The organism is Leisingera sp. S2M4, from assembly GCF_055398055.1.
Window position 1 is genome coordinate 1,694,536 of sequence record NZ_AP040861.1, and the last position, 12,930, is coordinate 1,707,465.

Below are 12,930 nucleotides of genomic sequence, written 5' to 3' on the forward strand. Positions count from 1 at the left end.
TTTGCGTTAAGTCTGACCGGGTCGAGATAGAATATCTGGAAGCCGATCATGATGATGAATCCCCTCCTTGGCCCGGAAGCAGGCCCAATCGGAAAAGCGCGATCGCCTTCCGTGAACGACGTGGAAAACGCTAGCAAAAACAGAAGGTTCGAGGACGTTCTGGCGGCTGGTGAAAAATCGGCCACACAGGTGCCAGACCCGGAGGTTGCACAGGAGCAGCCAGGTGATTCTCCGGCGCAGGCAAAGCCGGGCGAAGTGGCTGCCAAGGAAGAGGGCCGAAGCGTAAAAGGCGCTGAGACCGGTTCAGATGTCGTGAGTCAGAGTGACGTTGAAGCCGGCGGGCACGCTGAGTTCGCTGGCCGGCCCTCCACTGTGGGTGTCAGATCCGTAGGTTCATCCATCGAAAACGCAAAAACCCTTGGCGAGGCGCACGTCGAGCGAGGCGCGGACCGTCTGGAGGATGCGCGCCATGCAGACGGTGCAGACACAGCCGTAGGCGTGTCCGATTCCTCGCAAACGTCGAGAGCAGAACGCGGCCAGCCGGAGCCGACCGATACGGCCGAGATCGACGAGACCGCCGTGTCTGCGGCTCTGGCCGTTGAACAGGCCGGGACATCGCGCCCGCGCGGTATGGAGGGAGACACGAAAGAGGACCTTTCCGCCTCCCTGCCGACGCGCGGTTTCGGGTCCGTCGCGGAAACCACGAATGCGGGGGCTGCCCGGGCGTCGAAGGATATCGAACCATCCGAAGCGGCATCCGGAAGCGCATCTGGTCGCTCGCAGAATGGTATTTCTTCCAGCGTAGCGCGGGGAGCTGGAGCGGACACCGCACTCCCCATCGAGGGAAGGATCAATCGGGCGTCGGTCAAATCGGAGGAAGACATTCCTCTGGGTTCGGTCGCGAAACCAGCTGAGGCGGTCGGTACCACTCGCACAATGGCGGGCGAGCCAACAACCCGGGCCGGTGATCTGACAAGCAGTCGCGCACTGGGCGGCGCTGGTGCCACGGCGGCAAGTCCGGCTGTCCAGGCATCTGCTGGCGCGGAAACATCGGGCCGCATGGCCGACATGGCAACGCTGCCGCCTGATGGTCAGGAAAGCACGACTGGCAAAGCCGATGGGGCCTTCGTGCCCCAGAACGCGGTTTCTGGCGATAGCAAGCTTTCACAACAGGCAGCCGTGGCGGGCGCCTTTGGCCGTGAAGCCTCCGTGACATCCGCGCAGGTGGCAGCGGCGGGGCATGCACAGTCCAGCGGATCCATGGATACTTCTGCCGGGGCGTCTGCGCGGGCTGCGGCCGCCGAGGCGATCGAGATCCAGCAGGATAACGTGACCGGGGCACCCCAGGCGACCGGCCGCGCAACAGCGGAGACGCTGCAGGCGGCCTTCGTGCGCCAGTCCTTGAGTGAACCCAAGGTCGGCGCAGCGGCCCAGCGACAGGAAACTGCAGCGATCACGGAAGCAAGGGTCGAAGACGCAGCCGACCTGGATGTGGCCATGCAGGAAATCCGGGCAGCCGAATCGAATGCAAAGGCGAATGCGCTGCGCAGCAGCGCCGCCGCCCTCGGCACCCTTGCCATGCAGTCCACGTCCGTCGCATCGCAAGCGATGCTGGCCGGTGGGGTGATGGAGCGTGAAGCCGGCGACCTTCTGGATGCCTCGCTGGAGCGGTTCAATGAGATGCCGGGGCTGTCGCAGATGCTGACCGAGGCTGTCATCGGAACCGGGGCCGGGCACCGCCCCGAAACGCCTCGCATGATCGCAGCGCAGATCGCCGAGGCCTTTGCGGCCAAGGGGGAACAGAAGGTCGAAATCTCGCTGAACCCACAGGAACTAGGGCGGGTGAAGATACGCGTTGCGACCAGCGAGACCGGGATCACCATGATCATCCATACGGAGCGGCCGGAAACCGGGGATCTGATGCGACGCCACATCAATGAGCTGGCCGAGGAGTTCCGCCGTATGGGCTACGAGGACATCTCGTTCGAGTTCAGCGGCGGCGAAGCTGAAGGTGGTCAGAGCCGCAGCGGCTCGGACCATGCGGCGGCCGGCGGATCTTCCGGCTCGGGCGAATCGCTCCGCGACGGGGAGGCCCCGGCTTCTGAAATCATCACGCAAAACCTGCAGCTGGGCGCTGCCGGGCTGGACATGAGGGTCTGAGACCATGACAACAGCAGTCACATCCGCAAACACCAATCCCCTGCAGCAGTCGCAGACACGTTCCACCGCCACCGGAACAACCTCTGGCCTGTCGTCGGACTTTGAGACCTTCGTCAAGATGCTGACGGCGCAGGCGACGAATCAGGACCCGCTGGAGCCGCTGGATTCGACGGAATATGCGGCGCAGCTGGCGCAGTTTTCGATGGTGGAGCAGCAAACTAAAAGTAACACGCTGCTGGAGGGGCTTCAGTCGCAGCTGGGGCTTGCGAATATGGCGGCCCTGTCCGGCTGGGTCGGTATGGAAGCCAGAGCGGTGGCGCCGGGGTATTACGACGGCAGCAACAGCATTACGATCGCGCCGAACCCGGCCGCGGCGGCGGATAGCGTTTCGCTGGTCGTACAGGACAAGAATGGCCAGGAAGTCCAGCGTGTCAGCCTGCCGGTCTCTGCCGAACCCTACGAGTGGACCGGCGTGGACAAGGATGGCAACCGCCTCGAGGCCGGCGAATATTCCTTCATGGTGGAGAGCCGCAAGGGCGATGACGTGCTGCTGCAGGAATATGCCGAGATCTATTTCAAGGTGAATGAAACCCGGATGCAGGGCGGCGACGTCGGCCTGATTACCGAAGGTGGCTCGGTTGTGCTCGCCTCGTCGGTCAGCGCGTTGCGCGATCCGAAGTCCTGATTGGCCGATAGGCGTCGCTAGAAAAACGGTCTAGAACGGGGCGGTCAGACATCGGAGGCCGCCCTGCAAACCCTGTCCGAAGATTTCGAAGCCCGCTTTTTTGCCCATCTGGCGGCACAGGGGCTGCATGTCCCGGCGCCCCGGCGGTTGGCCGGTGGGCGGTCCAATCACGTCTGGCGCGCCGGAGCGGTTGTGATCAAGCTTTATGCCGCCGATGCGGGCAACCCGCTGTTTGCCAATGATCCGGCACGGGAACGTGCGGTGCTGGCGGGGCTGTCGGGCACCGGCATGGTGCCACCGCTGGTGCAGGCCGGGACGTTCGAAGGGCGGCAATGGTTGAGCTATGCCCATATCAACGGCCAGCCCTGGCGACAGGCACCGGGTCATGTGGCACAGGTGTTGGGGCGGCTGCATGACTGCGCGCCGCCCGCAGGTTTGCCGCCGGGCGTGAACGGCAGCCTGGCGCTGGAGGCGCAGGTCGCGGGCATTCTCCGGAAGTGCCGGGATGGGCATTGGCTGGCGGACTTGCGCCCGCTGGGGCGTGTGCCGCCGGTACCGCAGCCGGTGCTGATTCATGGTGATCCAGTGCCGGGCAACCTGCTGGCCCATGACGGGACGCTTACCTTGATCGACTGGCAGTGCCCGCAAATCGGTGATCCGGCCGAGGATCTGGCGCTGTTTCTGTCACCGGCCATGCAGTTGACGTACCGCGGCGCGCCGCTGAGCCGGAGCGAGGAGGACGCCTTTTTGCAGGCATACCCCGACCCGCGGATCGTCGGGCGCTATCTGGCCCTGCGCCCCTGGTATCACTGGCGCATGGCCGCCTACTGCCAATGGCGGATGGAGCAGGGCAGCGCGGCCGACCGGCAGGCGCTGGCGCTGGAGTGCGCCGCGCTTCAGTCCATCAGCCCCAGGGCCGCATAGGCGGGCGGCATCAGGATCCGCCGCGCCCGGCCAAAGGGAAAGCGCGGCATCTTCTGCACCGCGGTCGAATACGGCAGCTCCGGCTGCCTGCCCTGCACCAGATCGCTGAGCAACCGGCCCGAATAGCTGCCCATGGCCACCCCGTTGCCGTGATAGCAGAGGCCCGCGAACAGCCCCGGCTGGTCCGGCACCGCCCCGATGAAGGGCACCAGATTGCGCGAGAGGCACACCATACCGGACCAGCAATGAGTGGCCGCCACGTCGCGCCAGGCCGGGAACATCGCCTCGAAATCTTGCCGTAGCTTGCGCCGGATTGCTGCCTCGGAGCGGGGCGACGCCCGCAGCCCGCCGCGCATGCCGAACAGGAAACGCCGGTCCGGCATCAGCCGGAAGTAGTGCAGCAGGTTGCGGGTGTCATAGGCCATCTGGTCGGAAAACCAGCCCTGTGCCGACAGCTCTGCATCGGTCAGTGGGCGGGTTACCATGACGGTGGACTGCGCGGGCATGTAGCGGCCCGCCAGCCAGCCCGGCACATCCTCGGAAGAGTAGCCGTTGGTGGCGATGATGACTTGGGAAGCCCGCAAAACCCCTGTGTCAGTCTCTATTTCAAAGCCGCCGCTGACGGAGCGCACATGGCGGGCCGGGCTGCGCTGATAGAGGGCCGCGCCTGCCTTCCGCGCCGCGACGGCGAGGCCGAACAGGTACTTGCGCGGGTTCAGCGCAAAGCCCTCCGAGGTGGTGAGAGCGGCGTGAAAGCCACCGTTCAGCCCGTGATCGGCGAGCTGGTCGCCGGAGACGAACTGCGCGGCCTCCCCTGCTTTTTGCAGCTGGTCGGCCTGTGCTTCCAGGCGGCGCGCCGCCTTGGGGCTGTGCGCCATCTGGGTTTCACCGTGCGAATGGGTATCGGCATCGATGCCATGCCTGTCCAGCAGGCCGCGCACCAGTTGGATGGCCGCGCTTTCGCTGGCCGCATAGGTCTCGGCGGCCTCGGCACCGAAAAAGCGCCGCATCGCGGCGCCTGACAGTTTCGACCCGCCGAGGCAGCAGAAGCCGCCATTGCGCCCGGAGGCGCCCCAGCCCGGCGTTCCGGCTTCCAGCACCGCCACCTGGACACCGCTTTCTGCGAGATGCAGCGCGGCTGACAGGCCGGTAAAGCCGCCGCCGATTATGGCCACATCGGCACTGGCCCCGCCGTCAAAGCGGGGCCAGTCCGGTGCGGCGATGGTCTCGTCCCACCAGCAGTTGCTGCGGGGACCAGCCCCATAGGCGTAGTCGGGGTAGATCCGGCGCATCAGCTGCGCACCGCTTCCATCTCCTCGCGCCGCTGGCGGGCCACCTGATGCTTGGTCACCAGCGAGGCGGTGATGACGCCGACGGTGACTACGGCGATCATGATCGTCGACAGCGCGTTGATCTCGGGGCTGACCCCAAGGCGCACGGCCGAGAAGATCTTGATCGGCAGGGTGGTGGCGGCGGGGCCGGAGGTGAAGGAGGCAATCACCAGATCGTCCAGCGACAGGGTAAAGGCCAGCAGCCAGCCGGAGATTACCGCGGGCGCGATGATCGGCAGGGTCACCAGCCGGAAGGCCTCGGCGGCGGAGCAGCCCAGATCCAGCGCCGCTTCCTCGAGCGAGCGGTCAAAGCTGACCAGCCGCGACGAGACCACGACCGAAACGTAGCACATGGAGAAGGTGGTATGCGCCAGCACGATCGTCAGCACGCCGCGGTCCAGCCCGATGCCGATGAACAGCAAGAGCAGCGACAGGCCGGTGATCACCTCTGGCATCACCAGCGGCGCGTAGATCATGCCGGAGAACAGCGTCCGCCCCATGAACCGCCCGCCGCGCACCAGAACGTAGGCCGCAAGGGTGCCCAGCACCGTGGCCAGCGTCGAGGAGAAGACCGCCACCTTGATGGTCACCCAGGCGGCATTCAGAAACGCCTCGTTCTGCATCAGCTCGGCGTACCAGCGGGTCGAGAACCCGGCCCAGACGGTGACCAGCTTGCTTTCGTTGAAGCTGAAGATCACCAGGATCACCATCGGGATGTAGAGGAAGGCAAAGCCAAGCGTCAGCGACACGGCGTTAAACCAGCTCAGGCGTTTCATTGTTCGGCCTCCTGCTGTTTCTGCTGGTTGCGCTGGAACAGCACGATCGGGATGATGAGCAAGAGCAGCAGTACAACTGCCACCGCCGAAGCCACCGGCCAGTCGCGGTTGGAGAAGAACTCCTCCCACAGCACCTTGCCGATCATCAGCGTGTCGGAGCCGCCCAGAAGCGAGGGGATCACGAATTCACCGAGCACCGGGATGAACACCAGGAAGCTGCCGGCGATGATACCGTTCTTCGACAGCGGCACCGTGACCAGCCAGAAGGCCGACAGCCGCGAGCAGCCCAGATCCTCGGCCGCCTCGATCAGCGAGCCGTCCAGCCGTTCCAGCGCCGAGTAGATCGGCAGGATCATGAACGGCAGATAGGTGTAGATCACGCCGATATAGACCGCGGAATTGGTGTTGAGGATGGTCAACGGCTCGGAGATCACGCCGGTCCACAGCAGGAACTGATTCAGGAAGCCCTCATTCGACAGGATCCCCATCCAGGCGTAGACGCGGATCAGGAAGGAGGTCCAGAACGGCAGGATCACCAGCATCATCAGGGTCGGGCGCCATTCATCCGGGGCGCGCGCCATACCGTAGGCGATGGGATAGCCCGCCAGCAGCGTCAGAAAGGTCGAGATCAGCGCGATCTTCAGCGAGCTGAGATAGGCTTTCCAGTAGAGGTCGTCTTCAGTCAGCCAGATGAAATTCTCGAAATCCAGCTGGGCGATAAAGGTGCCGATGCCCTCTGCCCAGTCGAACTGCGGCACATAGGGCGGGATCGACACCGCATAGTCCGACAGCGAGATCTTCAGCACTATGGCAAAGGGCACCAGGAACAGCGCCAGAAGCCAGGCATAGGGGATGGCGATCAGGAAAAAACGGCGCATCATTCAGCCAGCAGAACGCCTGCCGTGGCGGTCCAGGACAGCCAGACAGTGTCTTCCCAAGTGAAGGCGCGGCGGGCGATGCGGCGGGTGTTGGCGGTCTGCGCCTTGATCACCGCGCCGGTCGGCAGCTCCACGTGGTAGGTGGAGATATTGCCGAGGTAAGCAATGTCGAGAATGCGCCCCTGCACGGCGTTGTCGGCGTCGGCTGGCTTCTCGGCGTTGATCGCGACCTTTTCCGGCCGGATCGCCAGATGGCATTTCTGTCCGTCGCTGAGGCTGTTGGGCGATTGTACCTTGAGCGGCGGCAGACCCTCGTGCCAGCTCATGGCGTAGGTGTCGCTGCCGGTTGGCCTGGCGGTGCCTTCGATCAGGTTCACATCGCCGATGAAGTCTGCGACATAGACCGAGTTCGGCGTTTCGTAGATCCGGTCGGGAGTCGCCACCTGGATGATCTTGCCGTGGTCCATCACCGCCACGCGGGAGGCCACGGTCATCGCTTCCTCCTGGTCGTGGGTCACGATCACGAAGGTGGTGCCGGTCTTTTCCTGGATGTCCATCAGCTCGAACTGGGTGTCCTGGCGCAGCTTCTTGTCCAGCGCGCCCAGCGGTTCATCCAGCAGCAGGAGTTTCGGTGCCTTGGCGAGCGAGCGCGCCAGCGCTACCCGCTGCCGCTGGCCACCGGAGATCTGGTGCGGCTTGCGACGGGCGAATTTTTCCAGCCGGGTCAGCCGCAGCATTTCCTCCACCCGTTGCTGGATGTCGGCCTTGGCCATGCCTTCGCGTTTGAGACCAAAGGCGATGTTCTCCCAGATCGACAGATGCGGAAACAGCGCATAGGACTGGAACATCATGTTCACCGCCCGCTTGTTCGGCGGCACCGGGGCGATGTCCTGGCCAGCGAGGAAGATCTTGCCCTCGGTCGGGGTCTCGAAACCGGCGAGCATCCGCATCAGCGTGGTCTTGCCGCAGCCTGAGGGACCCAGAAGCGCGTAGAACTCCCGCTCGTAGATGTCGATGGTCAGATTGTCGATGGCGGTGAACTCACCAAATCGTTTGGTGACGTTCTGGAAGTGGATCAAGGGCTTAGCCTCGGGATCGTTCCAGGGTTCGAATACGGAAGCAGTCAAGCCGGGCCTCTTCTACGAAGTGTCGCAAGCATTTCGGTATTGGCCGCGCCCGGGATGGTCAGGCGCGTCAGGCGGAATCGGATGTCTCGGGAGGCGAGGCGGCTGACGCCGCCCCGCAGAGAGGGGTGAGGCCGGTCAGGTACCGGACTTGATCTTGGTCCACAGCCGGGTGACGACCCGCTGCACTTTCGGCGGGTAGGGCGTGGTGGTGTAGAGGTTGTTCAGCGTTGCTTCATCCGGGTAGATCGCCGGATCGCCGATCACGTCCTCGGCTAGATGCTCCTGGCTCGCCTTGTTGCCGTTGGCATAGTAGACGTAGTTGGAGGCTGCGGCCATGTTCTCGGGATCCATGATGAAGTTCAGGAACTTGTGCGCGCCGTCCGGGTTCGGGGCGTCGACCGGGATGGCCATCTGGTCGAACCACATCTGGGCGCCTTCGACCGGCGCGTGATAGGCGATTTCCACGCCATTGTCGGCCTCGGCAGCGCGGTCACGGGCCTGCAGGATGTCGCCGGACCAGCCGACGGCCACGCAGATGTCGCCGTTCGCCAGCGCGTTGATGTACTCCGAGGAGTGGAACTTCTGGATGTAGGGGCGGACCGGCATGAAGACCTCTTCGGCCTTGGCGATCACGTCCGGGTCATGGCTGTTGGGATCTTCGCCGATGAACTTCAGCGCGGCGGGGATCATCTCGGCCGGGGCATCGAGGAAATGCACGCCACAGGCGGACAGCTTTTCCATGTTCTCCGGGTTGAACACCAGTTCCAGAGAATCGATGGGTGCGTCCTCGCCGAGGATTTCCTTGACCTTGGGAACGTTCACGCCGATGCCGGTGGTGCCCCACATGTAGTTGATCGAATAGGCGTTGCCGGGATCATATTGCTCGGTCCGGCTGGAGACCACGTCCCACATGTTCTCGTGGTTGGGCAGCTTGGACATGTCCAGCTTCTGGAAGGCCCCCGCGGCGATCTGGCGCTGCAGGAAGGTGCCGGTGGGCACCACCACGTCATAGCCGGAACCGCCGGCCAGCATCTTGGTCTCCAGCAGTTCGTTGCTGTCGAACACGTCGTAGATCAGGTCGATGCCGGTTTCGGCTTCGAATTTTTCCAGCAGGCTCTCGTCGATGTAGTCGGACCAGTTGTAGACCCGCACCTCTTCGGCAGAAGCGACGGCTGCAGTGCCCAGGGCAACGGCGGCGGTCATGGTCAGCTTTTTCAGTGTCATGAAGTTCTCCCTGTGGGTGCCGGCTTCAATGTCCGGCCGTGGAAGGATTTGATCAAGTTTTGCCGCGTTCGGCAATACTCTTTATGTTTTCACTTGCCTCTGGATGGTGCAAGCTGGCGAAAATCAAGGAGGATATCCACAGGTGACAGAGACGCATTCAGCGGCTGGCAGCGCGCAGGAAGGCCCGACAAAACTGCCCGCGCATGAGATCGTATACCAGAAACTTCGCTCGCAGATTCTGTTTGGGGACCTGGTGCCGGGGCAGGCGGTGACGATCCAGGGGCTGGTGGAGACGCTGGGCGCGGGCATGACGCCGGTGCGCGAAGCGATCCGGCGTCTGATCTCCGACGGCGCGCTGGTGTTTCAGGGCAACCGGCGCGTGTCGGTGCCCGTGCTGGGCGCGAAAGATCTTGAAGAGCTTATTTTCGTAAGAAAAACAGTGGAATGCGAGCTTGCGCGGCGGGCCACGCCGCATGTGACCGAAGCGGTGATTGCGCAGCTTACCGCCATCGATACCGCTTTGGATACTGCGATCAACACGGGCGATGTCGCGGGCTACCTGGTGCAGAACTACAGTTTCCATTCCCTGCTCTACGCCCATGCCGAAGCCCCTATTCTGACCGATATCGCCGACCGGCTGTGGTTGCGGTTTGGCCCATCGCTGCGGGTGGTAAGCGGGCGCCTGGGCACGCAAAGCTTCCCAGATAGGCACAAGGACATTTTGGAGGCACTTCGGCGCCGGGATGCGGATATGGCGGCGCTGGCGATGGAAAGAGACGTCTGCCAGGGCATGGAGCAGGTCGCGCAGGGATTGCAGGTCGCCAACTGATTCGATTGACATGGGGCAATTTGATCATATTCTAGGCGCAGTTTGATTTTCGCAGGAGTGCCTCCCATGACCGTGATCACCAATCACATGCCGACGGCCGAGCTTCAGGCGCTGGATGCCGCCCACCACATGCATCCGTTCACTGCCAACGGCGAACTGTCCCAGAAGGGCGCGCGTGTGATCACCCGTGCCAGCGGGGTGCACCTGACCGACAGCGAGGGGCATCAGATCCTCGATGCGATGGCGGGGCTGTGGTGTGTCAACATCGGCTATGGCCGCGACGAGCTGGCCGAGGTCGCCGCCCGCCAGATGCGCGAGCTGCCGTATTACAACACTTTCTTCCAGACCACCCACGTTCCGGCGATCGCGCTGGCGAAGAAGATTGCGGAACTGGCCCCGGGGGACCTGAACAACGTGTTCTTTGCCGGTTCCGGCTCGGAGGCCAATGACACCAATATCCGCATGGTGCGCCATTACTGGGCGCTGAAGGGCAAACCGTCGAAATCCATCATCATCAGCCGCAAGAACGCCTATCACGGCTCCTCTGTCGGCAGCGGCAGCCTCGGCGGGATGAGCGGCATGCACGCGCAGGGCGGCATGCCGATTCCCGACATTCACCATATCAACCAGCCGAACTGGTGGGCCGAAGGCGGCGACATGCCCGAGGAAGAGTTCGGCCTGCAGCGCGCACGCGAGCTGGAAGAGGCAATCCTGGAGTTGGGCGAGGACCGCGTTGCCGCCTTCATCGCCGAGCCGGTGCAGGGCGCAGGCGGCGTGATCGTCCCGCCCGCCAGCTACTGGCCGGAAATCCAGCGGATCTGCGACAAGTATGAAATCCTGCTGATCGCGGATGAGGTCATCTGTGGTTTCGGGCGCACCGGCAACTGGTTCGGCAGTGAAACCCTGAACATCCGCCCCGACATCATGACCATCGCCAAGGGGCTCAGCTCTGGCTATGCGCCGATCGGCGGCTCGATTGTCAGCGACGAGATCGCCAGCGTCATCGCCAGCGACGAATTCAACCATGGCTACACCTATTCGGGCCATCCGGTGGCCGCGGCCGTGGCGCTGGAAAACCTGCGTATCCTGGAAGAGGAAAACATCCTCGGCCATGTGCGCGACGTGGCGGCGCCGTACCTGAAGCAGAAATGGGAATCGCTGCTCGATCATCCGCTGGTCGGCGAGGCCAAGATCGTTGGCATGATGGGGTCGATTGCGCTGACACCGAACAAGGAAACCCGGGCCGCCTTTGCCTCGGATACGGGGACCGTCGGCTATATCTGCCGCGAGCGCTGCTTTGCCAACAACCTGGTGATGCGCCATGTCGGCGATCGGATGATCATTGCGCCGCCGCTGGTGATCACGCCGGAGCAGATCGATGTCCTCATCGAACGGGCGACCCGGTCTCTGGATGAATGCCACGCGGAACTGAAGAAACAGGACCTTTTGCACAGCGCCTGATTTTCGTCCGCGCGTGCGGAAAAACAGGGCCCGGGAAGACGCGTCCTGGTACCGATTCGGAGGATACCCGGCCCCTGTAGGTCGGGTATTTTTCTTTCTTGAGTTTGGGTGGTTGCCTCAAGATATGTCGTGCATCTCGCCCAAGTGGCGCAAAACATCCCGACTGCGCCGCAAAAAGTCTGATTCTGCCCTCGAAATCGATCCTAAGATCACGTTAGGGTGGGGATGTCGGATGGCGGCATAACAAACGCAAAGTGTCAGTAACCCGCCTTGGAAAGAATATTTTTTCTCATCTAGCGCTGACTGCCGCTGGTGTGATTAACTCCAGATAAGTGCAGAGCTAATCTGCCGGACTGACAAAACACGGGGAGCCTGCTTTGGCTGATGCATCTAATGTTGATGCGTTCGTTGAATTCGAACGCGTCCAAAAGAGCTATGATGGCGAAAATCTCGTTGTCAAAGACCTGAACCTCACCATGCCCAAGGGCGAATTCCTGACGATGCTTGGCCCGTCAGGTTCAGGCAAAACAACATGTTTGATGATGCTGGCGGGATTTGAAACCGCAACCCATGGCGACATTCGCCTCGGGGGGACATCGATCAACAATATTCCGCCCCATAAACGGGGCATCGGCATGGTGTTCCAGAACTACGCCCTGTTCCCGCACATGACGATCGCGGAAAACCTGTCCTTCCCGCTGGAAGTGCGCAAGATCGGCAAATCCGAGCGTGAGGCAAAGGTGAAGCGGGCGCTCGACATGGTGGAAATGGGTGCCTTCGGTGGACGTCGTCCGTCGCAGCTGTCCGGCGGGCAGCAGCAGCGGGTCGCCTTGGCCCGGGCGCTGGTGTTCGAACCGGAACTGGTGCTGATGGACGAACCTCTGGGCGCGCTGGACAAGCAGCTGCGTGAAAAGATGCAGTTCGAGATCACCCACCTCGCGCACCAGCTTGGCATTACCACGGTCTACGTGACCCACGACCAGACCGAAGCGCTGACGATGTCGGATCGGGTGGCCGTCTTTGACGACGGGCGCATCCAGCAGATCGCGCCGCCGGACCAGCTGTACGAAAGCCCGGAGAACAGCTTCGTGGCCCAGTTCATCGGCGAGAACAACACGCTCGAGGGGACGGTCAAGGAAATCAACAACGGCATCGCGCTGGTGCAGCTGGACGATGGCGAGCTGATTGATTGCAAGCCCGTCAACGTTTCCCGGCCCGGCGAGCGCACGCGCGTCTCGATTCGCCCCGAGCGGGTGGAGTACAACCGTGAACGCCTTCAGGAAGGCGTACATACGCTCAAGGCGGAAGTGCTGGAGTTCATCTACATGGGTGACATCTTCCGCACCCGCCTGCGAGTGGCGGGCAACGATGAGTTCATCATCAAGACCCGCAATGCCCCGGACCAGGTCCGGTTGCAGCCCGGTCAGCAAATCGAAATCGGTTGGCTGCCGGAAGATTGCCGCGCGCTGGACGCCTGATCCGCGCGCGCCGAACCCCCGGCATGACAACGACCGGGGGTCTCACACACGTGAAAT

11 protein-coding genes are annotated in these 12,930 nt (G+C 63.0%); 6 read left to right on the plus strand and 5 right to left on the minus strand.

All coding sequences use genetic code 11. The annotated features are described in order from the left end of the window. Positions 1-111: 111 nt before the first annotated feature. The 3 genes from fliK (at position 112) to ACZ52D_RS08300 (ending at position 3,769) form a co-directional block, all read left to right on the plus strand. A complete protein-coding gene (gene fliK / locus ACZ52D_RS08290; RefSeq protein ID WP_464443100.1) occupies positions 112-2,160 on the plus strand; it encodes a flagellar hook-length control protein FliK in 2,049 nt (682 codons plus the stop codon). A gap of 4 nt (positions 2,161-2,164) precedes the next feature. Continuing rightward, positions 2,165-2,845 (plus strand): flagellar hook capping FlgD N-terminal domain-containing protein, encoded by a 681-nt coding sequence (locus ACZ52D_RS08295; protein ID WP_222454306.1) that lies wholly within the window; start codon positions 2,165-2,167, stop codon positions 2,843-2,845. Between the two features lie 147 nt (positions 2,846-2,992). Then, on the plus strand, positions 2,993-3,769 hold the full coding sequence (locus ACZ52D_RS08300) for a phosphotransferase (protein ID WP_464441014.1): 777 nt from the start codon (positions 2,993-2,995) through the stop codon (positions 3,767-3,769). On the opposite strand, the gene ACZ52D_RS08305 is transcribed toward ACZ52D_RS08300, so the two are convergent. From ACZ52D_RS08305 to ACZ52D_RS08325, 5 genes are all read right to left on the minus strand, one after another. Then, positions 3,742-5,061: an NAD(P)/FAD-dependent oxidoreductase gene (locus ACZ52D_RS08305; protein WP_464441015.1), complete on the minus strand. Its 1,320-nt coding sequence runs from the start codon at positions 5,059-5,061 to the stop codon at positions 3,742-3,744. The genes ACZ52D_RS08300 and ACZ52D_RS08305 overlap by 28 nt on opposite strands. After that, on the minus strand, positions 5,061-5,876 hold the full coding sequence (locus ACZ52D_RS08310; protein WP_222454303.1) for an ABC transporter permease: 816 nt from the start codon (positions 5,874-5,876) through the stop codon (positions 5,061-5,063). Before ACZ52D_RS08310 ends, ACZ52D_RS08305 begins: the two co-directional genes overlap by 1 nt. Then, positions 5,873-6,754: an ABC transporter permease subunit gene (locus ACZ52D_RS08315; RefSeq protein WP_222454302.1), complete on the minus strand. Its 882-nt coding sequence runs from the start codon at positions 6,752-6,754 to the stop codon at positions 5,873-5,875. Before ACZ52D_RS08315 ends, ACZ52D_RS08310 begins: the two co-directional genes overlap by 4 nt. After that, positions 6,754-7,881 carry an ABC transporter ATP-binding protein gene (locus tag ACZ52D_RS08320; RefSeq protein ID WP_222454301.1) on the minus strand — a complete coding sequence of 376 codons (1,128 nt, stop codon included), beginning with the start codon at positions 7,879-7,881 and terminating at the stop codon, positions 6,754-6,756. The genes ACZ52D_RS08315 and ACZ52D_RS08320 overlap by 1 nt, the downstream gene beginning before the upstream one ends. Before the next feature lie 135 nt (positions 7,882-8,016). Next, positions 8,017-9,105 (minus strand): polyamine ABC transporter substrate-binding protein, encoded by a 1,089-nt coding sequence (locus tag ACZ52D_RS08325; RefSeq protein ID WP_222454300.1) that lies wholly within the window; start codon positions 9,103-9,105, stop codon positions 8,017-8,019. Positions 9,106-9,208: 103 nt separating this feature from the next. Here ACZ52D_RS08325 and ACZ52D_RS08330 point away from each other — a divergent pair, with 103 nt between their 5' ends. The 3 genes from ACZ52D_RS08330 to ACZ52D_RS08340 all read left to right on the plus strand — a co-directional run bounded on the left by ACZ52D_RS08330 (position 9,209) and on the right by ACZ52D_RS08340 (position 12,873). Beyond that, positions 9,209-9,934 (plus strand): GntR family transcriptional regulator, encoded by a 726-nt coding sequence (locus ACZ52D_RS08330; RefSeq protein WP_464441016.1) that lies wholly within the window; start codon positions 9,209-9,211, stop codon positions 9,932-9,934. Positions 9,935-10,000: 66 nt separating this feature from the next. Continuing rightward, positions 10,001-11,395 (plus strand): aspartate aminotransferase family protein, encoded by a 1,395-nt coding sequence (locus ACZ52D_RS08335; RefSeq protein WP_369929637.1) that lies wholly within the window; start codon positions 10,001-10,003, stop codon positions 11,393-11,395. Positions 11,396-11,772: 377 nt separating this feature from the next. After that, positions 11,773-12,873, plus strand: a complete 1,101-nt coding sequence (locus ACZ52D_RS08340) for an ABC transporter ATP-binding protein (protein WP_464441017.1) — start codon at positions 11,773-11,775, stop codon at positions 12,871-12,873. Positions 12,874-12,930 lie beyond the last annotated feature (57 nt).